Annotated in this window: 26 protein-coding genes; 16 read left to right on the top strand and 10 right to left on the bottom strand. The window is 44.1% G+C overall.

Features of this window, described 5'->3' with window-relative positions:
* Positions 1–57: 57 nt before the first annotated feature.
* From OCU56_RS09705 to pgpA, 9 genes are all read left to right on the top strand, one after another.
* On the top strand, positions 58–1308 hold the full coding sequence (locus OCU56_RS09705; RefSeq protein WP_261873033.1) for a glutamate-5-semialdehyde dehydrogenase: 1251 nt from the start codon (positions 58–60) through the stop codon (positions 1306–1308).
* A gap of 213 nt (positions 1309–1521) precedes the next feature.
* On the top strand, positions 1522–1971 hold the full coding sequence (nrdR, locus tag OCU56_RS09700) for a transcriptional regulator NrdR (protein ID WP_261873032.1): 450 nt from the start codon (positions 1522–1524) through the stop codon (positions 1969–1971).
* A gap of 50 nt (positions 1972–2021) precedes the next feature.
* The gene (ribD, locus tag OCU56_RS09695; RefSeq protein ID WP_261873031.1) at positions 2022–3119 is read left to right on the top strand and encodes a bifunctional diaminohydroxyphosphoribosylaminopyrimidine deaminase/5-amino-6-(5-phosphoribosylamino)uracil reductase RibD; all 1098 of its coding nucleotides are present in this window, start codon (positions 2022–2024) and stop codon (positions 3117–3119) included.
* Between the two features lie 13 nt (positions 3120–3132).
* Positions 3133–3789, top strand: a complete 657-nt coding sequence (locus tag OCU56_RS09690) for a riboflavin synthase (RefSeq protein WP_261873030.1) — start codon at positions 3133–3135, stop codon at positions 3787–3789.
* Positions 3790–3834: 45 nt separating this feature from the next.
* Entirely contained in the window at positions 3835–4944 is a 1110-nt protein-coding gene (gene ribBA, locus OCU56_RS09685; protein ID WP_261873029.1) for a bifunctional 3,4-dihydroxy-2-butanone-4-phosphate synthase/GTP cyclohydrolase II, read from the top strand.
* A 139-nt stretch (positions 4945–5083) separates the two neighbouring features.
* Complete coding sequence (gene ribH / locus OCU56_RS09680; RefSeq protein ID WP_261873028.1) at positions 5084–5554, top strand: 6,7-dimethyl-8-ribityllumazine synthase; 471 nt, start codon at positions 5084–5086, stop codon at positions 5552–5554.
* Complete coding sequence (nusB, locus tag OCU56_RS09675) at positions 5554–6027, top strand: transcription antitermination factor NusB (RefSeq protein WP_261873027.1); 474 nt, start codon at positions 5554–5556, stop codon at positions 6025–6027. The genes ribH and nusB overlap by 1 nt, the downstream gene beginning before the upstream one ends.
* A gap of 108 nt (positions 6028–6135) precedes the next feature.
* Positions 6136–7104 carry a thiamine-phosphate kinase gene (thiL, locus tag OCU56_RS09670; RefSeq protein ID WP_261873026.1) on the top strand — a complete coding sequence of 323 codons (969 nt, stop codon included), beginning with the start codon at positions 6136–6138 and terminating at the stop codon, positions 7102–7104.
* 32 nt (positions 7105–7136) lie between these two features.
* Positions 7137–7640, top strand: coding sequence for a phosphatidylglycerophosphatase A (pgpA, locus tag OCU56_RS09665; protein WP_261873025.1), 504 nt, complete (start codon positions 7137–7139; stop codon positions 7638–7640).
* A gap of 38 nt (positions 7641–7678) precedes the next feature.
* Here the strand turns inward: pgpA and dxs are convergent, their stop codons facing one another.
* From dxs to xseB, 3 genes are read right to left on the bottom strand one after another with little or no spacing between them, the layout of a single operon-like run.
* Complete coding sequence (gene dxs / locus OCU56_RS09660) at positions 7679–9547, bottom strand: 1-deoxy-D-xylulose-5-phosphate synthase (RefSeq protein WP_261873024.1); 1869 nt, start codon at positions 9545–9547, stop codon at positions 7679–7681.
* Between the two features lie 27 nt (positions 9548–9574).
* Positions 9575–10468 carry a (2E,6E)-farnesyl diphosphate synthase gene (ispA, locus tag OCU56_RS09655; RefSeq protein WP_261873023.1) on the bottom strand — a complete coding sequence of 298 codons (894 nt, stop codon included), beginning with the start codon at positions 10466–10468 and terminating at the stop codon, positions 9575–9577.
* Positions 10455–10709 (bottom strand): exodeoxyribonuclease VII small subunit, encoded by a 255-nt coding sequence (gene xseB, locus OCU56_RS09650; RefSeq protein ID WP_261873022.1) that lies wholly within the window; start codon positions 10707–10709, stop codon positions 10455–10457. The genes ispA and xseB overlap by 14 nt, the downstream gene beginning before the upstream one ends.
* A gap of 293 nt (positions 10710–11002) precedes the next feature.
* Between xseB and thiI the strand changes: the two genes are divergently transcribed.
* The 3 genes from thiI to rlmM all read left to right on the top strand — a co-directional run bounded on the left by thiI (position 11003) and on the right by rlmM (position 14851).
* Entirely contained in the window at positions 11003–12451 is a 1449-nt protein-coding gene (gene thiI / locus OCU56_RS09645; RefSeq protein WP_261873021.1) for a tRNA uracil 4-sulfurtransferase ThiI, read from the top strand.
* Positions 12452–12786: 335 nt separating this feature from the next.
* Positions 12787–13692, top strand: a complete 906-nt coding sequence (locus OCU56_RS09640; RefSeq protein WP_261873020.1) for a transcriptional regulator GcvA — start codon at positions 12787–12789, stop codon at positions 13690–13692.
* 73 nt (positions 13693–13765) lie between these two features.
* Entirely contained in the window at positions 13766–14851 is a 1086-nt protein-coding gene (gene rlmM, locus OCU56_RS09635) for a 23S rRNA (cytidine(2498)-2'-O)-methyltransferase RlmM (RefSeq protein ID WP_261873019.1), read from the top strand.
* Between the two features lie 60 nt (positions 14852–14911).
* On the opposite strand, the gene xni is transcribed toward rlmM, so the two are convergent.
* The 4 genes from xni to queF all read right to left on the bottom strand — a co-directional run bounded on the left by xni (position 14912) and on the right by queF (position 20628).
* Positions 14912–15688 (bottom strand): flap endonuclease Xni, encoded by a 777-nt coding sequence (xni, locus tag OCU56_RS09630; protein ID WP_261873018.1) that lies wholly within the window; start codon positions 15686–15688, stop codon positions 14912–14914.
* Positions 15689–15786: 98 nt separating this feature from the next.
* Positions 15787–17148 (bottom strand): nucleotide 5'-monophosphate nucleosidase PpnN, encoded by a 1362-nt coding sequence (gene ppnN, locus OCU56_RS09625; RefSeq protein ID WP_261873017.1) that lies wholly within the window; start codon positions 17146–17148, stop codon positions 15787–15789.
* 294 nt (positions 17149–17442) lie between these two features.
* Positions 17443–19758 (bottom strand): tetratricopeptide repeat protein, encoded by a 2316-nt coding sequence (locus OCU56_RS09620; RefSeq protein WP_261873016.1) that lies wholly within the window; start codon positions 19756–19758, stop codon positions 17443–17445.
* A 3-nt stretch (positions 19759–19761) separates the two neighbouring features.
* A complete protein-coding gene (queF, locus tag OCU56_RS09615) occupies positions 19762–20628 on the bottom strand; it encodes an NADPH-dependent 7-cyano-7-deazaguanine reductase QueF (RefSeq protein WP_261873015.1) in 867 nt (288 codons plus the stop codon).
* An 86-nt stretch (positions 20629–20714) separates the two neighbouring features.
* Here queF and syd point away from each other — a divergent pair, with 86 nt between their 5' ends.
* From syd to OCU56_RS09600, 3 genes are read left to right on the top strand one after another with little or no spacing between them, the layout of a single operon-like run.
* Positions 20715–21260 carry a SecY-interacting protein gene (gene syd, locus OCU56_RS09610; protein WP_261873014.1) on the top strand — a complete coding sequence of 182 codons (546 nt, stop codon included), beginning with the start codon at positions 20715–20717 and terminating at the stop codon, positions 21258–21260.
* A gap of 1 nt (position 21261) precedes the next feature.
* A complete protein-coding gene (locus OCU56_RS09605) occupies positions 21262–22038 on the top strand; it encodes a Zn-ribbon-containing protein (RefSeq protein ID WP_261873013.1) in 777 nt (258 codons plus the stop codon).
* Positions 22039–22076: 38 nt separating this feature from the next.
* Positions 22077–22820, top strand: a complete 744-nt coding sequence (locus OCU56_RS09600) for an RNA methyltransferase (protein ID WP_261873012.1) — start codon at positions 22077–22079, stop codon at positions 22818–22820.
* Positions 22821–22888: 68 nt separating this feature from the next.
* On the opposite strand, the gene fdxA is transcribed toward OCU56_RS09600, so the two are convergent.
* Positions 22889–23212 (bottom strand): ferredoxin FdxA, encoded by a 324-nt coding sequence (gene fdxA, locus OCU56_RS09595; protein WP_261874804.1) that lies wholly within the window; start codon positions 23210–23212, stop codon positions 22889–22891.
* Positions 23213–23493: 281 nt separating this feature from the next.
* Here fdxA and OCU56_RS09590 point away from each other — a divergent pair, with 281 nt between their 5' ends.
* Complete coding sequence (locus OCU56_RS09590; RefSeq protein ID WP_261873011.1) at positions 23494–25107, top strand: NAD(P)/FAD-dependent oxidoreductase; 1614 nt, start codon at positions 23494–23496, stop codon at positions 25105–25107.
* Positions 25108–25180: 73 nt separating this feature from the next.
* Here the strand turns inward: OCU56_RS09590 and OCU56_RS09585 are convergent, their stop codons facing one another.
* Positions 25181–25639 (bottom strand): YaiI/YqxD family protein, encoded by a 459-nt coding sequence (locus tag OCU56_RS09585; RefSeq protein WP_261873010.1) that lies wholly within the window; start codon positions 25637–25639, stop codon positions 25181–25183.
* A complete protein-coding gene (locus tag OCU56_RS09580; protein ID WP_261874803.1) occupies positions 25636–25917 on the bottom strand; it encodes a hypothetical protein in 282 nt (93 codons plus the stop codon). Before OCU56_RS09580 ends, OCU56_RS09585 begins: the two co-directional genes overlap by 4 nt.
* Positions 25918–25930: the final 13 nt, after the last annotated feature.

Below are 25930 nucleotides of genomic sequence, written 5' to 3'. Positions count from 1 at the left end.
GAGCCGTTATTTACAGTGACGGGTATTAATCAACGAAATTTTTTGAGGATGAACACAGTGGATTTAATTCAACTTGGCCAGCGTGCAAAACAAGCGTCTTTTGCTCTAGCGACCAGCACAACAGCAACTAAAAATCAGGCGTTGGCTATTATGGCTGATGAGTTATTGAAGCAATCGCAGACCATTCTCGATGCCAATGCTATTGATATTCAAAAGGGTCGAGATGCGGGCATGAGCGAAGCTCTGTTAGATCGCCTGTTATTAACGGAAGCCAGATTGGCTGCTATTGCCGATGACGTGCGTAACGTCATCAAACTGAGCGATCCTATTGGTAGTGAACTGGATAGTCGCGTCTTAGAAAATGGTTTAGCTTTATCTCGCCGTCGCGTGCCATTAGGTGTGGTTGGCGTAATTTATGAAGCCAGACCTAATGTCACCATAGATATTGCCTCTTTATGTTTAAAAACGGGCAACGGGAGTATCTTGCGTGGTGGCAGAGAGACTTTCCACTCCAATATGGCACTGGTTAAGGTTATTCAAACTGCGTTACAGCAAGCAGGATTACCCGCAGCTTCGGTTCAATATATCGATAAGCCTGACCGTGAGTTGGTGTCTAAACTGTTGAAACTGGATGAATACGTCGACATGATTATTCCTCGAGGTGGAGCGGGCTTACATAAAATGTGTAAAGAGAACAGCACCATACCTGTCATCATTGGTGGTTTTGGTATTTCTCATATCTTCGTCGATGAAAGTGCTGATATGGCACGCTCATTAACTGTGGTTGAAAACTCAAAAGTGCAACGTCCATCAGCGTGTAACTCACTCGATACTCTGCTAGTACACCAAGCTGTAGCCGAGGAATTTATCACTAAATTAGCCAAGCAGCTGAACGGGAAAGTTGAGTTTGTCGCAGATGCCTCTGCTTTAGTTTATTTTAGCGATGCAGATAACGTCCGAGCTGCAGAGCAAGGTGACTTTGATACAGAATGGTTAGCGTTCACGCTTGGGGTTAAAGTGGTTGATGACGTAGAGGGCGCTATTAAACATATGCGTGATCATAATGCCAGCCATTCAGATGCGATTATGACCAATGATCTTACTAACGCAGAACGCTTTATTAATGCTGCCGGCTCTGCCGCTGTATACGTGAATGCATCTACAAGGTTTACCGACGGCGCGCAATTTGGATTAGGGGCTGAAGTGGCCGTGTCCACTCAAAAATTGCATGCGCGCGGACCGATGGGATTAGAGGAACTCACCAGCTACAAATGGGTAGGCAAGGGGGATTATTTAGCTCGCCCTTAGTATTTGTTACAAACCTAAAGTAAGAACATGAAATTCAAAGTTATTATAATTTTGTCTATTCAGTCGTCGAAAAGAATGAGGGCTCTATCACAGAGCCCTTTTTTGAAGTTATCCCTTTAAGGAACATCCTCGAATCCAATAGGTAAATCCGTTACACTGACTAAATATTGTAACCTTGCGGGTGTAAAATTAAACCGTAATCATGGAGCTTGTATGCATTGCCCATTTTGTTCAGAAAATGAGACCAAAGTTATCGATTCAAGATTGGTTGCTGACGGGCATCAAGTGCGTCGTCGTCGCCAATGCCTTGCTTGTAAGGAACGTTTCACCACGTTTGAAACGGCTGAGTTGGTGATGCCTAAGGTCATTAAATCAAACGGTAACCGTGAACCTTTCAATGAAGATAAATTAGCAAATGGTTTGCATCGCGCCTTAGAAAAGCGTCCGGTTAGTGCCGATGCTGTTGAGTTATCTATGAGTATTATTAACTCGAAATTGCGCGCCACAGGCGAACGTGAAGTGTCCAGTGACATGATTGGTAATCTAGTCATGGAACAACTTAAAGAGTTAGATAAGGTCGCTTATATCCGCTTTGCCTCTGTGTATCGCAGTTTTGAAGATATTAGAGAGTTTGGCGAAGAGATCGCTAAACTGGAAGATTGATTTTTATCCTCAACTGCCCCCATAAAACCCACAGCAAAAGAGTAGTTTAAATGCACTTTTCTTTATTTGACCATCAGATGATGGCGAAAGCGATTAAATTGGCTGAAAAGGGTCGATTTACTACTCACCCAAACCCTAACGTTGGTTGTGTGATTACACAACAACAAACGATTGTTGGTGAGGGGTATCATATTCGCGCCGGTGGTCCGCATGCGGAAGTGCATGCTTTGCGCATGGCCGGTGATAAGGCAAGGGGGGCGACCGCTTATGTGACTCTTGAGCCTTGCTCTCATTATGGGCGCACTCCCCCTTGTGCCGAAGGGCTAATTAAGGCAGGTGTGGCTCGTGTTATCTGTGCCATGCAAGATCCTAACCCTCAAGTGGGCGGTAAGGGTATCGCCATGTTACGAGAGGCGGGTATTGAAGTATTGGTGGGCTTGTTAGAGCCAGAGGCCGAACGCATTAATCGCCCATTTTTAAAGAAAATGCGTACTGGCTTACCTTGGGTTCAGTTAAAAATGGCAGCCAGTTTAGATGGTAAAACAGCCCTAAGTAATGGCAAAAGTCAGTGGATCACTAGCCCTCAGGCACGGGCGGATGTTCAGCTTTATCGTGCGCAATCAGGGGCTATTTTGTCCACATCAAAAACCGTTATTGATGATAGTGCCTCTTTAAATGTGCGTGTTACTGAGCTATCAGCTGATCATCAGCAAGCTTATCCGCAAGGAGAGGTGAGACAACCGTTACGGGTGATTCTGGATCGTCAGCGTCACCTTACTGCTGACATGCGACTGTTTAGTGCCGATGGCGAAGTGTTGGTGATTACGGATAACGTCACGCCGCAAACGAGAACAACAAAAGATGGTATTGATTTACCCGAGCTACTTGCAAACCTAGCCTCGCAACACAATATTAACCATATCTGGGTAGAAGCCGGTGCAACCTTAGCCGCCAGTTTTATCGAACAAGGCCTTGTGGATGAACTCATTGTCTATTTAGCGCCTAAAATTATGGGCACGGATGGACGAGGCTTAGTTAACCTTCTTGGGTTGACCGATATGGATCAGGCCATTGAGTTGAATGTGGAACAGCTCACTCAGGTAGGGCCAGATATAAAGCTGGTAGCAACATTTAAGCAATCAAAATAGAGTAGGAATAACTATGTTTACCGGTATCGTTGAAGCCGTTGGTACACTAGATGCTATTACCAATAAAGGGGAAGATATCTCCATAACGGTGGACACTGGGCTTTTGGACATGTCGGATGTCAAACTCGGTGACAGTATTGCCACTAATGGTATTTGTTTAACTGTAGTGCGTTTTGACCACCGCTCATTTACGGCAGATTTATCGGTAGAAACATTGACTAAAACAGGCTTTGCTCACTACCAAGTGGGGGACAAGGTGAATTTGGAAAAAGCCATGTTACCGACCACTCGTTTTGGTGGGCATATCGTTTCCGGACATGTTGATGGTGTAGGCACTATCATTGAGAGAGTGCCCGTTGGTCGTGCCGTTGAGTATTGGGTGGAACTGCCGAGTGAATTAGAGCGTTATGTGGCGCAAAAAGGCTCCATTACAGTTGATGGCATCAGCCTAACGATCAACGACTTGCGAAAAAATGCGTTTAAACTAACCATTGTTCCTCATACCGCAGAGCAAACGATCATTGATGCGTTTAGCGTAGGAAGAAAAGTTAACCTTGAAGTCGATGTTTTGGCTCGCTATATGGAGCGATTGCTAGGCATGGGCTCAGAACAACAGCAAAATTCCACACCAATGACGATGGAATTTTTACAACAAAATGGCTTTGCATAGGCGTTATTCGACGCGTGCGACAGACACTTAACTAAGGAATCAAACATGCCTATCAGCTCACCACAAGAAATTATTGAAGATATTCGCTTAGGTAAGATGGTTATCCTAATGGATGATGAGGATCGTGAAAACGAAGGCGACCTAATCATGGCGGCAGAACATATTACTCCGGAAGCGGTAAACTTTATGGCCACTTATGGGCGCGGTCTCATCTGTCTAACCATGACACAAGAGCGCTGTGCTCGCCTAGGTCTGCCACCTATGGTACAAGATAATAATGCGCAATTTTCAACCGCATTTACTGTTTCTATTGAAGCAGCGGAAGGGGTGACAACAGGTATCTCTGCCGCTGATCGTGCTGTGACTGTGCAAGCGGCGGTTGCGGCAGATGCTAAAGCAGCTGATCTTGTTCAACCGGGTCATATCTTCCCTCTATCGGCGCAAGATGGTGGGGTACTTACTCGCGCAGGGCACACTGAAGCGGGCTGTGATTTAGCGCGTCTTGCTGGCTGTGAGCCTGCTTCTGTTATTGTTGAGATCCTAAAGGATGATGGGGAAATGGCCCGTCGTCCAGATCTTGAGATTTTTGCAGAAAAACACGGCGTTAAGCTAGGTACGATTGCGGACTTAATTGAGTATCGCAACAATACAGAAACCACCATTGAACGTGTGGCTGAATGTAAGATGCCAACTGAATTTGGCGATTTTGATATGGTGACCTACCGCGACACCATTGATAACCAAGTTCACTATGCTTTGCGTAAGGGTGAAGTGTCTGAAAAAGCGTGTTTAGTTCGAGTGCATCTACAAGATACATTTACCGATCTATTGCACTCAAACCGTGATTCGGATCGTAGCTGGTCTTTAGATAAAGCGATGCAGCGTATTGGTGAAGAGGGGGGGGTTCTTGTAGTTCTTGGTAATGAAGAGACCAGCGAACAACGTATCAATAAGCTAAAAGCTTTTGAGCAACAAGATAAAGGCGAAGCGCCAACGATGGCTAAGAAGCAAGGCACATCACGCCGTGTGGGTGTGGGCTCACAAATTCTGGCCGATATGGGCGTGAGCAAGATGAAACTAATGTCATCAAGCAACAAACGTTATCACTCTTTGTCGGGCTTTGGTTTAGACGTTGTAGAGTATGTGTGCGAATAACAAATAAATCGTGACGGGCTACTGTAGTAGCTCGTTTCATCAATAACTAGAGAATTAGCTGAAATGATATTAGATCCTAGTCACATAATTGTGCTAGAATCCGGCGGTTCTCACTCATGAGACAGTTGAAGGAAAACATATGAAAGTCATCGAAGGTGGATTTCCGGCACCAAACGCTAAAATTGCTATCGTAATTTCGCGTTTTAATAGCTTTATTAACGAAAGTTTATTGTCTGGTGCTATCGATACCTTAAAGCGACATGGACAAGTTGCAGAAGACAATATCACAGTAGTACGTTGCCCAGGCGCAGTTGAATTGCCGCTTGTTGCTCAACGTGTTGCTCGCACTGAGAAGTACGATGCGATTGTATCGTTAGGCTCAGTTATTCGTGGCGGTACGCCACACTTTGACTATGTTTGTAGTGAGTGTAATAAAGGTCTAGCACAAGTGTCTTTGGAGTACAGTCTACCCGTTGCATTTGGTGTGTTGACCGTTGATACCATTGATCAAGCTATTGAGCGTGCTGGAACCAAAGCCGGTAACAAAGGTGCAGAAGCTGCACTAAGCGCGCTTGAAATGATCAACGTTCTTTCTGAAATCGATTCCTAATGGGGGCCAGTGTGAAACCAGTCGCACGTCGTAATGCACGTCAATTTGCTCTACAAGCTATATATTCTTGGCAGATCACTAAAGAAAATATCGCTACTGTAGAAGAACAGTTTTTGTCCGCTGGAAAGTACGGGGAAGAAGAAACCCAAGCTGACGAGCCAGCGTTGAACGAACAAGAAACAGATGTAGCATACTTCCGTGATCTGTTGACTGGTGTTGCACTGTCTCACCAAGAGCTTGACAGCAAGCTACGCCCTTTCTTATCTCGTCCAATGCAAGACTTAGATATGATGGAGCTCGCGCTTCTTCGTCTTGCTATTTATGAGATGACTCGTCGCGAAGACGTTCCTCATAAAGTGGTGATTAACGAAGCGATTGAATTGGCAAAAGTGTTTGCTGCAGAAGACAGCTACAAATTTGTTAATGGTGTGCTTGATAAAGCCGCACCGTCATTGCGTAAAGCTAAAAAATAAGTGTAAAGCTAAAAAATAGTCGTAACGGATTATTTAACATCTTATAGTAATAAAGGTCAGCATCTGCTGGCCTTTTTTGTCTATTCCCCAAACGCAAATGGAGTCATTGTGGCCGGAGAGTTCGAACTCATTAGTAAGTATTTTGCCAATCAGAAACTCAAGCGCAATGATGTCGCGCTTTCTCAAGGAGATGATTGCGCGTTATTGCTATCCCCGGCTGGCAGCCAAATAGCCGTGAGTACCGACTCCCTTGTGGCGGGCACTCACTTTTTACAAAGCGCCGACCCTAAATGGGTAGGGCATAAAGCATTGGCTTCAAATATTAGCGACTTGGCGGCTATGGGCGCAGAGCCTGCTTGGGTATCGATGGCGATCTCGCTACCTAAACCCGATGAAAAATGGCTACAGCAATTTTGTGAGGGATTTTTTCCACTTGCCGACGCCCATAACCTGCAATTGATAGGCGGAGACACAACACGAGGCCCTTTAAGCATTACCTTGACCGTTCATGGCTTTATTCCTCAAGGTGAGGCTCTGTTACGTTCTGGAGCTCGTGAGGGGGATAAAATCTTAGTGAGTGGACAGCTAGGTGATAGTCATGCTGGCCTTGAAGTGATTCTTGAACCTCACAAACGTCTTCTTGCTCATGCGGCAACGTTAGAGGCGCGCCATTACTGCGCTGAGTCTCGAATTAGATTAGGGATGATGCTACGAGGTAAAGCCAGCAGTTGCATTGATATTTCTGATGGTTTGGTTTCGGATATACAACATATAATGCACCGCTCTAAGGTGGGCGCTAGGTTAGCTCTTGATAAGCTTCCTGTGTCTCAAGAGCTGATAGAATATTGCTTAGACAAAGAGACGGCTCAACAGTACGCACTGAAAAGTGGCGAAGAGTACGAGCTTTGTTTTACCTTACCCCAACATCTGCTAGAGTCTGTGCAACAACAAGCAGCAGAGCTTGGTATTCTCCTTACCGAGGTGGGAGAGATCATCGAATCTGACACTTTGCAACTACTGCGCAATAACCAATTAATAGAAAAAGACGTTGCGGGTTTTGATCATTTCCGCACTTAATTCCCCTTTAATATAATCATTTAGAGATCCCCATGAGTAATCCCCTTGATAAGATTTCGTTAGACAACCCTTGGCATTTATTTGCGACAGGTTTTGGTAGTGGCCTTTCTCCTATTATTCCCGGCACTATGGGGACATTGGCCTCTATTCCGCTCTATTTAGCCTTAGTTCAATTACCCCTTATTGTGTATTCTGTGGCGGTGTTATTAAGCTGTATTATCGGCATTAAAATTTGTGGTGTGACGTCTAAGGATATGGGCGTGCACGACCATGGCTCTATTGTATGGGACGAATTTGCCGGTTTTTGGATTACGATGTTAGTGGTGCCCATTTTTAACCTCCCAGTGAATGATTGGCACTGGTTGATAGCCGGTTTTGTTTTGTTTCGTTTCTTCGATATGGTTAAACCATGGCCCATTAGCTACCTAGATAAGCAAGTGCACGGCGGCCTAGGTATTATGATTGATGATATTGTCGCAGGTGTGATGGCTGGTGTATGTTTAGCGGCACTTGGCGCAGTATTAGGTTGGTTTTAGGGTGAATTTCTGGGGCCCTGTCAGGGCCCCCAAATCCGTTATAAGCTTAAATAGCTTTCAATTTGACCTTGGATGCCTTGCGCGTCCAATTTCAATTCAACATGCATTTCCTGTTGAGTACCTTGCGCCACAAAGTAATCCGGAAGACCAAGGTTTAATACTGGTTTGATTATCTTTTGTGACATTAAATATTCAACGACGCCACTTCCTGCGCCCCCGGCAATGACATTTTCTTCAATGGTGACCAGCACATCGTGTTCGTTGGCGAGTTGCTGAATAAGGGCTTCATCAAGAGGCTTAACAAAGCGCATATCAGCGACGGTGGCATCCAGTTGCTCAGCGGCTTGCATGGCATTCTCAAGGAAAGTACCAAAACTTAATATCGCCACTTTACTGCTTCCTTGGCGAACAATGCGCCCTTTACCTATTTCTAACTCAGTAAAGCTTGCTGCAATATTGGCCCCTACACCGCTACCTCTAGGGTAACGAACGGCGCTTGGGCCTTGATGCTGGTGGCCAGTGTAAAGCATTTGTCGACATTCGTTTTCATCGCTAGGAGCCATGATAGTCATATTAGGAATACAACGCATAAAGCTCAGATCGAAAGCCCCTTGGTGAGTTTGTCCATCGGCACCAACAAGACCGGCGCGATCGATAGCAAACATCACAGGAAGGTTCATGATAGCGACATCATGGATCAATTGATCGTAACCACGCTGTAGGAAGGTTGAGTAGATCGCCACAATGGGTTTATTTCCTGAAATGGCTAAACCTGTGGCTAAAGTAACGGCATGTTGCTCTGCAATGGCAACATCAAAGTACTGTTTTGGATACTCTTTTGAAAAGCGAACCATACCAGAGCCTTCACGCATAGCAGGGGTCACCGCCATTAATTTAGGGTCTTGGGCGGCCATATCACAAAGGAAATCACCAAACACTTTGGAGAAGGTCGGTTTGCTGCCCTTGCTTTTAGGAAGTGAACTGACCGCAGGATCAAACTTAGGTACGCCGTGGTAGCCAATAGGATCTTTTTCTGCTGGCTCATAGCCTTTGCCTTTCTTCGTCATAATATGCAGAAATTGCGGCCCTTTTAAGTGGCGCATATTCTTTAAAGTTTTGACTAATTCAAGGACATCGTGACCATCCACAGGACCAATATAGTTGAAACCGAGCTCTTCAAACATAGTACCGGGAACGACCATGCCTTTTAGGTGTTCTTCTGTACGTCTTACCAACTCTTTAATGGGTGGCACGCCAGATAATACTTTTTTGCCCCCTTCACGAATGGAGGTATATAAGCTGCCGGATAATACTTGAGCTAGGTGATTGTTGAGCGCGCCAACGTTTTCAGAAATGGACATTTCGTTGTCGTTTAGCACAACCAACATGTCAGGGTGGATATCACCTGCATGGTTCATAGCTTCAAAGGCCATACCTGCGGTAATGGCACCATCACCAATAACGCTGACCACTTTGCGGCCTTTGGCTTCTTTTTCTGCACCGATGGCAATACCAAGGGCTGCACTTATTGAGGTTGATGAGTGCCCAACAGAGAGTACATCGTATTCACTTTCGCCGCGCCAAGGAAAAGGGTGCAGTCCATCTTTTTGACGAATGGTGGACATTTGCTCGCGGCGGCCGGTGAGTATTTTATGTGGGTATGCTTGATGCCCGACGTCCCATAAAAGTTGATCATAAGGAGTTTGATAGACGTAGTGCAAGGCAACCGTAAGTTCCACTGTACCTAGCCCTGAGGCTAAATGGCCACTGGACTTACTGACGCTTTTTAAAAGGTAGGTTCGTAACTCGTCACAAAGTGTTGGGAGCGTCTCTTTAGGCAGAGAGCGCAACTCATCAGGCGTGTTGGCTAATGCCAATGTAGGGTATTTTGATATATCAAGTGTCATAAGTTTTCGCGCTGATAAGTGAATAAATTAGTTTTTTCTTTCAACTACGTAGCGAGCAAATTGCTCCAGTAGTTCAGTGTTGTATGGAATGCCTTTTAATTCGAGTAAGGCTTGTTCTAACAACAGTGCGGCTTTGTCTTGCGCACCTTTAAGTCCAAGAAGCGATGGGTAAGTGGATTTATTCAAGGCGATATCAGAGCCTTGAGGCTTACCTAGGGTTTCAGTATCACTAGTAATGTCCAAAATGTCATCTTGAACTTGAAAAGCGAGCCCTATCTTATCAGCAAATGCATTGAGACGCGGCAGTTGTTTTATGCCAATTTCCCCTGCTGCATAAGCTCCAAGCTGGATGGCTGACTTTATCAAGGCCCCCGTCTTGTTACGATGAATGAGCTTTAACTCTTCTAGTGTGACTTGACGATTTTCTGCTTCTAAGTCTAAAGACTGCCCTAAGCACATGCCAGATGCACCAGATGCATGGGCTAAACCTTGTACCATCTTTATACGAAAGTTTTCAGCCTGAGAGGCCAATGTCCCTTCCGCTAAAATGGTAAACGCCAGTGTTTGCAGTGCATCACCGGCAAGAATGGCGGTAGCTTCATCAAATTCAATATGGCAAGTGGCTTGGCCACGGCGCAATTCATCATCGTCCATTGCTGGCAGATCGTCATGAATCAAAGAGTAAGCATGTATACACTCAATAGCTGAGGCCGGTGTATCTAGTTGTTCATTACTTAGACCAAAAATAGAGCCTGTGGCGTACACCAGAAACGGTCGAGCTCGCTTACCACCTAATAATAGCCCATAGCGCATGGCTTGAATTAGGGCGTTATTTTGCAGGTGTAAGGAGTCTAACCAAATTTCTAATTGCTGGTTATTTCGTTTTTGGTAGTGTTCGAGTTGTTGCTTAAAATGGGTCATCGCCAGAGTCAAAGTTAAAATCTTGTGGAGTCGCTTCAACTTGATTGTCCATCAAAATTGAAACACGCTGTTCTGCTTGGTCTAGCTTGGATTGACCTGCGCGAGCAAGAGCAATGCCACGTTCAAAACTTTTCAATGCAGAATCTAGCTCTAGATCCCCTTGTTCAAGTTGATTGACTATGCTGTCGAGCTCGCTAAGAGACTCTTCAAAACTCATGTTTTCTGGTTTTTTGGTCGCCATATTCATTCTTTTCTGCGCTAGGATCTGGGAAAGGTAACTCAGGTAACGGTTTTGGTCAATTTTCAGCTGTCAAAAACCCTCCTATATCACTAATTTTAGTTCGTTTATCGGCAGATAAATGCACAGCATGACATGTTGTTTTATTTTTACTCTGCTTAAAATCAGTATATAATTCGTCGCCCTCAATTAACCTTAATCATTTAGGTGAGTTAACTAAAATAAGTTAACGACTCCGTTGACGGGATCAGTTGGGCTAGACTCAAGTCATTGACGCATTAGAAGTGAAGTTACCTATGAAGTTTATCGTAAAGCCACATCCAGAAATTTTTGTAAAAAGCGAATCAGTGAGAAAGCGCTTTACTCGCATTTTGGAGTGCAATTTAAGGATCATTATCCAACGTCGCACGGAATCTGTGGCGGTATTCAATCGTAGGGATCATATTGAGGTTTCTGCAGAGAGCTACCAGTACTATCAAGAAGTATTAGAGATCCTGACGCAAACTCCAGGTATTCATCACTCTTTAGAAGTGAAACAAACCGAGTTTACCGATATGCACGACATCTACGAGCAAGTGCTTGAGTTGAGTCGTGAGCGTATTGAAGGTAAAACCTTCTCAGTTCGTGCTAAGCGTCGTGGTAAGCATGACTTTTCTTCTATCGATCTTGAGCGTTATGTGGGTGGCGGTCTCAACCAAGCCGTGGCAAGTGCTAAGGTTAAATTGACTCGTCCAGAAGTGACGGTGAATATTGAAGTTGCCAACGAAAAACTAAACCAAGTATTGGCTCGCCATAAAGGTTTAGGTGGCTTCCCTCTTGGAACTCAAGAAGACGTACTCAGTTTGATCTCTGGTGGTTTTGATTCTGGTGTCTCAAGCTACCTACATATTAAACGTGGCTCAAAAACCCACTTCTGCTTTTTCAATTTAGGTGGCCCTGCGCACGAAATTGGCGTGAAGCAAGTGTCTCATTTCTTGTGGAATAAATACGGTTCGTCCGCCAAAGTTAAATTTATCGCCGTGGACTTTGAACCTGTGGTTGCCGAGATTTTGGAAAACGTTGAAGACGGGCAAATGGGCGTGGTGCTCAAGCGTATGTTTATGCGTGCTGGTGGTATGATTGCTGAACGCTTTAAAATTGAAGCTTTGGTAACAGGGGAAGCATTAGGTCAGGTTTCAAGCCAAACATTAACTAACTTACGCCATATTGATGGTGTGACGGATACCTTGATTTTACGTCCGTTGATTAACTGGGATAAAGAAGACATCATTGACCTTTCTCGCAGTATTGGTACGGAAGATTTCGCAAAAATAATGCCAGAATATTGTGGTGTTATTTCGCGTAAACCTACCGTGAAAGCCGTGAAAGGGAAACTGGAAGCCGAAGAGGAAAAATTTGATTTCTCTGTGCTAGAGCGCGTAGTGAAAGAAGCTCGAATTATGGACATTCGAGATATTGAAAAAGAAAGCCTAGAACAAGCACCCGAAGTGGAGCAGGTTACGGCCATACAAGAGCATGCGGTTGTTCTTGATATTCGCAGTCCAGATGAAGAAGACGAGCGTCCTTTAGAGATAGATAATGTCGATATTGAGCATATTCCTTTCTATAAGTTAGCCACCAAGTTTGGTGATTTAGATCAGTCTAAAACATACTTATTGTATTGCGAACGTGGCGTCATGAGCCGTTTGCAGGCGTTGTATCTACAGGAGCAAGGCTTTAATAACGTTAAAGTGTATCGCCCTTAAGCTCATTAAGTCGAATAGACATTGGCCGGTATCAAGGTGCTTGATACCGGCCTTCTTTTTGTTTAGACATAAAAAAACACCGCTCAAAAGAGCGGTGTAAAATGACAGACAAGTTCATTAAATTGGAACTATGCTTCGGTATATTACCCAAGCATTGGTAGAAGCTACCTTGCTCAAAAAGAGCGTATAAACACAACACAGCATATAGGATCCATGCCAAAGGCATGCCGTTTAGACCCTAACGCGTGACACGAAATATAGATTTTCTCTGGCTGTAGAGCAATGGACAATTTATAATGTTTCACATGAGAAAAACTAATGCTAGTTGAGAGCTAATGGCAAGACGATTACCCCCACTAAAATCATTGAAGGTTTTTGAGGCAGCCGCACGGCACTTAAGTTTTACCCGAGCGGCAGAAGAGCTATTTGTTACTCAAGCTGCGGTAAGTCATCAAGTGAAAGCGCTTGAAGAGTATTTAGGCTTAAAGTTATTTAGAAGACGCAATCGTTCTTTGTTGCTGACCGAAGAAGGGCAAAGTTACTTTCTTGATATTAAAGATATTTTCACCTCACTGTCAGAGGCTACGGATAAAGTACTGGAACGCAGTGAGAAGGGCTCGTTAACCATTAGCTTGCAACCGAGTTTTGCTATTCAATGGTTGGTGCCACGACTGGCTGATTTTAACGCACAAGAGCCGGATATTGATGTACGAATCAAAGCGGTGGACATGGATGAAGGCTCATTAAGTGATGATGTTGATGTTGCTATCTATTATGGGCGTGGTAATTGGTCTGGTTTGCGTGCGGATAAATTGTATCAAGAGTATTTGATACCCGTTTGCGCCCCTCGTTTACTCGATGGTGATAAACCCCTTAACTCCTTAAAAGATCTCTCGCAACACACTTTGCTGCATGATACTTCGCGTAAAGATTGGAAGCAGTTTGTTCGTCAGCATGATGTGGATAACATCAATGTCAATTACGGGCCTATCTTTAGTCACTCGACTATGGTGTTGCAGGCGGCCGCTCACGGACAAGGCATAGCGTTAGGTAATAATGTTCTGGCTCAACCAGAAATAGAGGCGGGGCGTTTAATTAGTCCATTTGATGAAGTGTTAGTGAGTAAAAACGCTTTCTATGTGGTTTGTCATGAAAAACAAGCGGATGTAGGGCGTATTGCGACATTTAGAGATTGGATGCTCAATATAGCGGCAAGCGAAGGCGTGCCTTCCATAGGCTAGTTTTTATTATTTTTGACGCGATACGCGTCGCGTGTTGAATGCATCTATTCAGCATATTGAAACGAGGTTTAACTTGAAACAGGTTATTTTGTATTGTCGTGCGGGCTTTGAGAAAGACTGTGCGGGTGAGATTCAAGACAAAGCGAACAATCTTGAAGTGTTTGGCTTTCCCCGTGTAAAGCGTAACAGTGGTTATGTTTTATTTGAGTGTTACAGTGCAGGGGATGCGGATCGATTAGTGCGTGAAATTGATTTTAAAACCCTTATTTTTGCGCGCCAAATGTTTGCGGTTGCCGCCGCTCTGGAAGAGCTTCCTGTTGCTGATCGTATATCACCAATTCTTGAAGCTCTGGCTGAGAAAACAGTGCCAACGTGTGGGGATTTACGAGTAGAGACGCCAGATACCAATGAAGCCAAAGAGCTATTGAAATTCTGTCGTAAATTTACCGTTCCTTTGCGTCAAGCCATGCGTGGTAAAGGCTTGTTGTATAAAAAAGACAACCTAAAAAAACCCGTAATGCATTTGTGCTTTGTGGAGCCGGGTAAGTGTTATGTGGGTTACTCGTACCCAAGTAATAACTCTCAGTTCTTTATGGGGATCCCTCGTCTAAAATTCCCAGCGGATGCGCCTAGTCGTTCCACATTAAAGTTAGAAGAAGCGTTCCATGTCTTTATCCCTAAAAATGAATGGGATGAAAGACTCTCTTCAGGCATGTGGGCGGTGGACTTGGGCGCCTGTCCTGGCGGTTGGACTTATCAGTTAGTTAAGCGTTCTATGTTTGTGCACGCAATTGATAACGGCATGATGGCGCAAAGCCTAATGGATACAGGCCAAGTGAAGCATCATCAAGCCGATGGTTTTAAGTTTGAACCACCACGTAAAAATGTGACTTGGCTGGTGTGTGACATGATTGAAAAGCCTTCTCGAGTGGCTCAGTTAATGGGAGAGTGGTTGATCCAAGGTTGGTGTAAAGAAGCCATCTTCAACTTAAAACTGCCAATGAAAGGACGTTATGATGAAGTGCTGCAAGATATTGAAAACTTGAAGGTGTTCTTGAAAGAAAATGGCATTAAATTCACCTTACAAGCTAAACATCTTTATCATGATAGAGAAGAAATTACGGTGCATGTGCAAGCACATACTAACTTAGGTTGGTAGTTTGTTTTGTGGAACCTTTCTGCTAGGGCTTATGCTCTAGCAGAACCCCACGCATTAACATTAAGAGGCTGGCTGAGACCAACGAAGATCTTGCAGGTTAAAGCCTAACTCTAAGTCGGTTTTTAAAGAGGCGAGCTCGCGGCATAGCAAAGCGTGCTCTTCTTGGCCTGTGATTTTTTTCTTATACTTTTCTGGCAACTCTTGGTTAGCAAAAGCCTCTTCTAAGCCTATGTTTTGTGCCAGTATTTCTCTGGCCGCTTTAGGGCCAATTCCTGGTACGCCACTTAGCCCAGTGCCACTGATCCCCGTCAGTCCCCAATAATCGGGCAGTTGCGATATCTGCACCGCAAACTCTTTTTCTACAAAGCTGTTATCTAGCCAGCGATGTTGGAAATAATCGCGTATGCGTAAGGTGGGGGAGAGTAATTGGCAGTAGCCTTTATCGGTAGAAATGATCGTCACTTGGTGTTGCTGATTGGCCAATTTTACGGCTAGAGTCGCCACTAAATCATCGGCTTCATCCCCTTCAGAGAGCAGAGAATCAATGCCTAAATCCCACCAAGCTTGCTGAATGGAGTCTAAACCTAATGCAAGCGCCTCTGGCATAGGTTTGCGGTTTTGTTTGTATTGTGGAAAACGTTGCTCACGCCAGCCGCGCATTTGCTGTTGATGATCAAAAACCGCAATGATATGGCTGGGCTCTGATTCATTGAGAATGCGTTTTAGGGTACGGGTGGTGGTTTCTATTGTACGTTGGATATCCGTTTCATCGGGCTGTGCAGAGTGCACTCTGCGAATGAGGTTGAGAGCGTCAATGATAACTAAGTGTATAGACATAACATAAAATAAAAAACGGGGCCGTAGCCCCATTGTATAGAAAAAGAATGCTATCGAAAACGAATGCTATCGAAAACTCATGCAACCGTTTAAGGAGATTAATCTGAGGTTTGAACTCGATAGCAAGGGATGTATTCCGAGCCAGGCAGTTTCATTCTTTGCTGTGTTACGAAATCATTGAGCAAAGTATCCATTTTTTTCATGAGTTCTTTATCGCCATCAATGATAAAAGGTCCTTTCTTTTCAATTTCAGCAATCCCTTCCGCTTTTACATTACCAGCAACAACACCAGAAAAGGCTTTGCGTAGGTTCGCTGCCAGTTTTTCCGCTGGCTGATCCATGTGCAGATCTAGATTGTGCATGTTCTCATGGGTGGGGTTGAAAGGTACCTGAAAATCCGGTTCGATATGTAACGACCAGTTGTAGCTATAGGCATCTTCATTGACTTTACGGTGCTGTTTTACCGCGGGCATGGCCTGTTTAATGATGCGCGCCGCTTTTGCTGGATCATCGATAACAATGTCATAGTACTTCTGCGCTTCTTCACCTAAGGTGTCACGAATAAAGTGGTCAATGGATAAGAAATAATCCTCGCTCTCTTTTGGCCCAGTTAATACGATGGGCAGAGGCTGATCTTGGTTTTTAGGGTGCATCATGATGCCAAGAGCATACAGCAGTTCTTCCGCTGTACCTGGGCCACCAGGAAATATCACAATACCGTGTGCAATGCGCACAAAGGCTTCTAAACGTTTCTCTATATCTGGCATGATAATGAGTTCGTTAACGATGGGGTTTGGCGGCTCTGCGGCGATAATGGAGGGTTCGGTTAAGCCAATATAACGGGTTTGGGCATGTCTTTGTTTTGCATGACCAATGGCTGCCCCTTTCATTGGGCCTTCCATTGCGCCAGGACCACAGCCAGTACAAATGTTGAGCTCTCTAAGCCCCAACTCATGCCCTACAAGGCGAGTGTATTGATATTCCGCTTCACTGATGGAATGTCCTCCCCAGCACACCACTAAGTTTGGGTCGATACCAGGGATAAGGGCTTTCGCATTACGTAAAATACCAAACACTAAGTTAGTTACATGAATGGAATTGTCGAGATTGAGCTTATCGTTTTGCTCCATATTCATGTGCACAAAAACGATGTCTCGAAGGACAGCGAACAGGTGCTCTTGTATACCTTTAATTATGGTACCGTCCACAAAAGCATGTTCAGGAGCGTTATTGAGTTCGAGTTTAATGCCTCGTTCTCGACTTAATACGTTAACGTCAAAGGATTGATATTGTTTAAGTAACTTGGCACTGTCATCGGTGTGACTGCCTGAATTGAGTACCGCTAGGGTACAGTTACGGTACAGAGTATAGATATCACTTGAAGCGGTTTTTTTAAGGCGTTCCACTTCTAGTTGAGAAAGAAGCCCCATACTTCCTACAGGGTTTATTGTTGTGATCATAGTTGCCCCTTATTAATGACATCAACCTAATGTGAGCATAATTGGCTGATAGTGAGCTAATGCTAATCTAAGTAAATGATGGCGTAAAACACAGGTTATATTTTTCGGTATTTTTCTGAGCGATGTCTAATCACTGATTTATGGTGATGAGTGTTATTGAGCTAGTCCATCATACCCATGAAATACAATGCGTGATTAAAGTGAGTTTGAATACTTTAACACTAGATATCATGTGCGTAATTGCAATAATAATCTTATTAAAATTAGTAAGTTAAATGCTAGCTCATTACTGAGCTAGCTTGAAATTAATGGTGAGTCTTCATCGTGCCTAGGCAGTTTGTCGAGTACGGTGGTTAAACTGTCTTCAGTGCCTGATGTATGAACCTTGATGAGACCCTTGCGAATCGCATTTAAACTCGAGCGACGTATGTCATTTTGCGAGAAGCACGCCGCAGGAGCTAATGGAATCGCGGTAAATGCGACCCATTGACTGTGATTTTCAAGTTGCACAATACTGTTACAGATATCTGAGGCTAGTAACAGGAGATCGATAAGATCTTCATCGTTAATTACAGTGTAGGCTCGTGGCAAAAATGGGTAGTCGGCAATACTTACCGCAAAGTTTTGTTTGACCTGATATTGCGTTTCAAAGCTACTGATGATCTCTTCAAATTGTTTATACAGTAATTCTGGTTGATGCAACTTACCTGGGTTGGGTTCTATGTATAAAAATGAGCAATCTGAGAGGTGGTAAAGCCGCGCCCCCTCAATTAGGTGGCTTCTAATGTGATCGCCAAAAGATCGCTCTTCAGTACGCCCTGCCTTATAGCCATGCTCGGTATAGATATCTGCCAACATAGGCACATCAACCAAGGCAAATTTTAGACGATCATTTAAAGGCTCATCAATTAACTGTCCAAAGCGCCATTGCTCGTAATTGTAGGTAGAACGATGCAATGAGTCTGGTAATTTACGGTTGAGCATGCGTATGTTTTTTAACCCTGAGTGAGGGTGAGTGTACAGCTCTTGATTTAGCTCAGTAATGAGTTTTTGTTTGCGTCCCGCTCGACGAATGTTCAGTACCAGTAAGAAAAACAACACAGTACAAGCAAAGCCAAGCAGTAGAGTGAATTTTTTGGTTTTATCAAATTCCACACTGAGATCAGTGAGTTCTTCCACTTGGTCTTTGTAATGGATAGATTGCTCTATGGATTTTACTTGGTCGAGAAAGGTGTGGCTCAACAGTTCATTTTTATGGTTGAGGTTAATTGCGGTAAGCCTGTTGTACTTCTCAAGATAGGTGAGTGACTCCTTATCCTTGTGCACCGATTTGGTGATGCGGTATAGCAAAGATAACGTTTTAAGTTGTATGACTTGGTCGTGCATATCTTGGGACTGCTGCAGGACTTCCTGGGCTAAGTCTTCGGCTTTCTGGGGTTGTTTTTTTAAAAAGTAGAGCTGAGCGGTGAGCAGCGTCGCTGTCACATTTTGAGTTTTGTTATCGGTATAATTAAGTAACTCAGTGGCACGGTTAAGGTAGCGTTCTGCTAGGGTAAAGTTATATAAATTTAAGTAGGTTTCCGTTAGTTTTAAACGGAGATCAATGATCTTATCCACATCTTTTTCTGCAAGCTCTTGATCCAAAACATTAAAGTAATGAACTAACGCAAGGTTATAGCGACCTTGAATAAAGTAGACATCCGCTAACTTTCTCAGCACGCTGGCAAACAGTGGCGATTGCTCATAGTTACCATAGTAGCTTGCCGCTTGTGAAAGGTGTTCTTGAGCTTTGCTGTAGATTTGTCGTTCAAAGTAAAGATCGGCCAACAAGTGATTAGCGCGGGCAATATAACGAGCATTATCTTGACCTATGGCCAACCAATAGCTTTCAATAAGCTCTTTTAATGCTGAATTAAGGTTGTGAACTTTCAGGTAGTATTGGCCCAGTTGTAAGCTGGCTTCCAGGCCTTCTTGGTAAGTACTTAATTTTTCGGCGTATTTTTTAGCGCTCAGGAAATATTTCTCGGCAGATTCACTTTTGTCTAAGTCTGAGTCAATGGTGGCGTGCACTAAGCTCAGTTTATACGATAGCCAAGCTTTTGTTTCGGGTTCAAATTTAGACGATTTAAGTGTCTGATCTATTTCAGCTAATGAAGTGTCCACCTTGCGTATATCATTGGTCATCCCCCATAACAGCTTGATTTTAAGTATTTTTGACTCTAACTCTTTTGCTTTGAGGTGATTTGAGGCGCTGATACTAATACTTTGATCTATGTTCGACAAAGAAGAGCGGTAGTTCCCTAGCAGATAATCGGCGATCCCTATTGTTTGATGGGCGTGCACTTCATTGGTTGCTTTGGTTATCGGCGTCATTTTACGTTTTATGGCACTGGCCGAGTAGTCTTCTTCGCTTCTATTGTTGCCGTGATAATGGAGGTAGGCCTTGGCCTTATTTTTTGACTGTAACGGTGTGATATGGACCAGTCGTCTTGCATCAAGCAGGTCCTTTGTCAGATTAGGGTGCGTTTCCGAGGCCATGGTAGGCATCGCTAAAATGATACTAAACAGTGCCAGTAGTGATAGGGAAGTTAATCTGAGTAAAGGACGCATAATTTATTGTCTCGCTAAGCGCAAAGTGTTGTCAGGAGAGTCTGTCTCGCTATCTAAACTGGTGCGGAAAGGGTTGATGTCTAATCCGCCACGACGGGTATAGCGAGCATAAACAGACAACGACAAAGGTTGGCAGTAGCGAGTAATGTCAGTAAAAATACGTTCGACACACTGTTCATGAAATTCATTATGCTCTCTAAAAGAGACCAGGTAACGCAATAATGCTTGTTGATCGATTTTTTTGCCACTATAGCGAATTTCAACACTGCCCCAGTCTGGTTGATTGGTAATAAGGCAGTTTGATTTAAGCAGGTGACTGTGCAGTATTTCGCTGACATGAGGCGCGGCTTCATCATCACTCACACTGTCTTTTAGATAGTCTGCGCTAAATTCATACTGGTGAATCGTGATGTCTTGATCGTCAATGCAATGGCCGTGCATATCTACGATAGGTTGTTGATTAAACTCTTGAACTTTATGTAGTGTCACACTGACCTTACCCCCAGCACATTGAGAAAGATCGCAGATTAATTGCTTTTGAACCTCGTCCCAGTGAGAAAATTGAGTTTGGTTGTAGCTATTGAGATAGAGCTTAAAGGATTTGGATTCAATTAAGTTTGGGCTGTCTGCTGGGATAGCAACCTCACCAACGGCAACTTGAGGTAAACCATTGCTATTGAGCCAAGAAAGTTCATACAGCGTCCAAATATCGCGACCTTTGAATGGCAAAGTTTGACCCAGTTGTAGATCATCTCGGTTTAAACTTCTTGGTACGGCTTGCAATAGTGTTGGATCGTATTGAGACGAATATTGCGTCTTTTGTCCAAGGGTTAGGCCGGCTAGCTCTTTTGCGTCTGAATATTTGCTCATTTTACACTGCGTTATAGAGTAGAATGTGGGGAATTTTACTGAATAGATACTTAGATGTCATCAACGGAACGCTTGTAGGGTTATATATGTCCAATTCTATTGCTAATACGCTTCACTCGATTCATCAACAATACCTAAAAACCTTTGAGCAAGAGTACGGCACTTTGCCTACCAGTTCACAGTTAGTGGGAGTGGCTTCACCTTGTATCGTAGAGACTCAAGATGGGGAAGTGTATTGGCAGCCAATACAAAGAGAGCAATGTGCTGATTTTTCAAATGTAGAAAAAGGCATTGAGCTTGAGCTACATTCCGATATTAAGCAGTTTTATAGTTGTCATTACAGTGCCGATCTCAGCATGAGTTGGCAAGGAAAACCATTGACGTTACTGCAAATATGGAATGATGAAGATTTTGTGCGTCTGCAAGAAAACATTCTGGGTCACTTGGTGACTCAGCGCCGTTTAAAGATCAAACCCACGGTATTTATCGCCGCTATTGATTCGGATCTTGATGTGATCTCCATCTGTAACATTACCGGCAACGTGGTACTTGAAACATTAGGTACCAGTAAGCGAGAAGTGCTAAGCGAGAACGTTCAGGTGTTTTTGCAAAACTTGGCTGTCGAGGTTTAGCATGTTCGTGTGTGAATTGCAGTTTGAGTGCTTTGAAAACACCACGATCACCGCAGTAGAAAAAGCCATTAATGGCCTTATGGAAGCGCTACGTTTTAATGGCCAAGTATTAGGTCGCGAATTTCCATTGGCAATGGATGGAGCAAGCTTTAGTTTGCGTTGTGTCTGCCCGGAAGAGGACAGTCTGCATCCTAAATATCACTCTGATTTTGTTCGTTTTTCGTTAAACAAGCTGTCACAAGCAGGCGTCTTATCTCCCAAAGTGCGTACACTGGGTCAAGATCTTAACTCAGAGCAAACCTCACCACAGAGTGAGCCGAGCTGGCAGATTTTGTATACCACCTATGTACACACCTGTTCGCCATTAAGAAGTGGTGACACTTTTATGCCCATTCCGCTGTATCGTAACCCACCCACCTTAAATGGCGATCATAAGTCGATAGTGAAGTGGCAAACCGAATGGCAGGCGTGTGATGAGTTGCAAATGGCAGGAGGGTGTAAAGCCGAACATGCCGCATTGCATGAGCTCACCTCTATTGATAGCGATATTTATCGTCGTGGTTGGGATTTGCGGGGCCGCATTGAATACATCACAACAATCCCAACTTACTATTATCTATATAGAGTGGGTGGCGAAAGCTTAGCGTTAGAGAAACAACGCAAGTGTCCTAAGTGCGGCGGTGAATGGCTATTAGAGGAACCTTTGCATGATATGTTCCACTTTAAGTGCGATTCATGTCGATTACTTTCAAACATTTCATGGGATCACCTCAAGTAATTTGCTTGTGGTTTTAGAGCTAATTGAGTGGAAAAATAATGATTTCTAAAAACCAAATTAAACTTCTTCGGGCACTAGGGCAAAAGAAACAACGTAAGGCTCATGGTCTATTTTTAGTGCAAGGTGAAAAAAACGTTGTAGAGCTTAGTCGCAGTTCTCTTGTGGTAAAAACGGTATTTGCCACGGCGGAATTTTTGGCTGAAAACAGCGCAGCATTAAGTGCTTTTGATTGTGTAGAAGCGTCCCTTGATGAATTGACCAAAGCCAGTACCTTAGTGAGCAACAATGCCGCCATTGCTATTGTAGAGATCCCAACCGTTGCTGTGCCTAAAGCACAAGGTTTGATGATTGCTTTAGATGGTGTCTCCGACCCTGGAAATTTAGGTACGATTATTCGTGTCGCGGATTGGTATGGCATTAAGCATATAGTGGCCAGCAAAGATTGCGCCGATCCTTACAACCCAAAAACCATCAGTGCCACTATGGGCAGTTTTGGCCGTGTGTGTGTCAGCCAGTTAGATTTACCTAGCTATTTGCAACAGGCAAACTTGCCAATATACGGCGCTTTTTTGCAAGGGGAGAGCACTCACCATAAGGCATTTAGTGCAGAAGGTATCTTGCTGATGGGCAGTGAATCTCACGGTGTGCGAGAGGCCGCCGCTCAGTATGTGACAGATAAAGTGACCATTCCTGCATTTGGTGGTGCGGAGTCTTTGAATGTCGCCATGGCAACCGGTATCATCTTAGATAATATCCGTCGACAAAATAATGAGCGTTGTTAGATACTCTGTTAGAGAAATAGCGGGCGCTATTTTTCTAACGTTATGTGTTTAACCCTACTTTTTTAACCTTACTTTTCCAGCATTGAGAGTTTGTTTGGTACGCCATTCCACTCATCGGCATCTGCCAGTGCTGGCTTTACCTCGGTTATGTTTGGCCACACTTCGGCTAACTCTTCATTAAGTTGAATGAAGACTTCTTGATCTGGCGACAGTTCTTCTTCTTGGAAGATCGCTTGTGCGTCACATTCTGGGACACACAACCCACAATCAATGCACTCGATAGGGCTTATCACCATAAAGTTAGGCCCTTCATAAAATGCATCCGCAGGGCATACCGCCACGCAATCAGTGTATTTACATTTTATACAATTATCAGTTACGACAAACGCCATGATGGGAACTCTCAGTAGTCTATTTTCGATGGGGATGATACGGATACCAGATGAAAATACAATATTGCGCTGCAAAATATCCATTTAATCTTAGAGGGTGCAATAGGTATCTAGGGTAAGTTTAGCACTCTAACGGCAGTTGAATTATTGAACTCAGCAGTTAATTAATATGACAGCCTAGCTAAGTTCACGTAAAATCCTCGCCATTGTGAGCGGGAGCGTACAATTACGTGATGATAATTGTGACCACCTTGCTATGACACCTACTACGAGACATCTGTATGATACGTTTAACCGAAATTAAGCTTCCTTTAGATCATAAAGAAGAAGCCATTCAAGCTGCAATAGTGAAAAAACTGGGCATTACTGCCGAAGACATTCTCTCTTTTAATATCTTTAAACGTGGCTACGATGCTCGTAAAAAATCAAAGATCTTGCTGATCTATACATTGGATGTCGTGGTTGATAACGAAGCGTCATTGCTTGAAGCATTTAGTGACGATCCGCACGTTAAACCTACTCCAGATATGGCGTATAAGTTTGTGACGAAAGCCCCTGCAAACCTAACCGAGCGCCCTGTGGTGATTGGTTTTGGTCCTTGTGGTTTGTTTGCCGGTTTAGTCCTAGCGCAAATGGGTTTTAAGCCGATTATTGTTGAGCGCGGAAAAGAAGTACGTGAGCGCACAAAAGATACCTTTGGTTTTTGGCGTAAACGCAACCTTAACCCGGAATCTAACGTGCAGTTTGGTGAAGGTGGCGCAGGTACTTTCTCTGACGGCAAGCTATACAGTCAGATCAAAGATCCTAAGCATTATAGCCGTAAAGTAATTAATGAATTTGTGGATGCGGGTGCGCCGGCGGAAATCAAGTTTGTTAGTAAGCCACATATTGGCACTTTTAAACTGGTCACCATGATTGAAAAAATGCGTGCAAAAATCATTGAGCTAGGAGGTGAGATTCGCTTTAGTACTCGTGTGGATGATGTACACATGCAAGATGGACAACTCACTGGGGTTACTTTGTCAAATGGCGAAACGATTCACTCGCGTTACGTAGTGTTAGCGGTTGGTCATAGTGCGCGTGATACGTTTGAGATGCTGCATGAACGCGGCGTGTACATGGAAGCGAAACCGTTTTCTGTGGGCTTTCGCATTGAACATAAACAATCCATGATTGATGAAGCGCGCTTTGGTAAAAACGCGGGCAACCCAATTCTTGGCGCAGCAGATTACAAATTGGTTCATCACTGTAAAAATGGCCGTACTGTATATAGCTTCTGTATGTGTCCTGGGGGTACGGTAGTGGCAGCAACATCTGAAGAGGGTCGCGTTGTGACGAACGGCATGAGCCAATACTCACGTGCAGAGCGTAATGCGAACAGTGCGATTGTCGTTGGCATATCACCAGAACAAGACTACCCAGGAGATGCATTAGCAGGGATTCGTTTACAACGTGAATTAGAATCTGGCGCATTTAAACTGGGCGGCGAAACCTACGATGCCCCAGCGCAAAAAATTGGGGATTTCTTAAAAGGTAACGATCCTAGTGCTATCGGCACTGTAGAGCCATCATTTACTCCCGGTATTAAGTTGACGGATATTTCTAAAGCGTTACCAGACTACGCTATTGAAGCCATCCGAGAAGCGATTCCAGCCTTTGATAAAAAGATCAAAGGCTTTGCTACACCAGACGGCTTGCTAACAGGAGTAGAAACACGTACTTCTTCACCAATTAGCATTAAACGTGGTAAAGATTATCAAAGTGTAAACCTAAAAGGCTTCTATCCAGCAGGTGAAGGTGCAGGTTACGCTGGTGGCATTTTGTCAGCAGGTATCGATGGCATTAAAGTGGCAGAAGCTCTGGCTATGGCAATGGTTGCGGATGCTGAAGAGTGATCCAATCGTACTAAATAACGGGTAAACTTGTTCAGATAAAGGGCTCATTTGAGCCCTTTATTATGACGACGAGTTAGTTATTCGGCTTTGGCGCTCGCGCCAATATCTTATCCAGCGCATTAGCAAAGTCGCGTCTGTCGGTTTGAGACAGTGCTGCAGGGCCACCAGTTTGTACCCCTGATGAGCGCATGGTGTCCATAAAGTCACGCACGTTAAGGCGTGCTTTGATGTTTTCTTTGGTAAAGAGTTCACCGCGACTGCTGAGGGCTTGACCGCCTTTGGTAATGACTTCATCCGCTAGCGGAATATCAGAGGTGATGACTAAATCATTGTCTGCAACTCTGAGGGCGATTTCATCATCGGCAATATCAAAACCTTGGCTTACTTGCACAAAACGAATGGTGTTGCGTTTTGGTAGTGGAATAGGGTGGTTTGCCACAAAAATACACTCAATGCCGGTTCGCTCTGAAGCGCGAATGAGCGTCTCTCTAATGACTTTAGGACAGGCGTCAGCATCGACCCAAATCTTCATGATTGTTTGCCTTCTAGTGCTTCGATGCGCAGAGTCAATTGCGCAATTTTTTGCTCTAAAGCATCGATTTTTGAGTTTGGATTGTCTGAATCAACCGCCACTTCAATTTTAGGAACACGCTTGGTGCTTTTCCAGTTCTTGATGGCAGTAATAAGCGCTGGCATAGGCACTTTACTGGTAAGGCGAGCTTTCACTAGCGCCAGTGTTGGTTCTTTGCCTTCACTTTCTAATGACTTGAAAACTTGATTGAGTTCGTCGGTAACTTCTTTGGTGAGCATAGTGTTGATTTCT

The organism is Vibrio rarus, assembly GCF_024347075.1.
Classification (GTDB): Bacteria; Pseudomonadota; Gammaproteobacteria; order Enterobacterales; family Vibrionaceae; genus Vibrio; species Vibrio rarus.
This window is presented reverse-complemented; position numbering and strand designations above follow the sequence as displayed.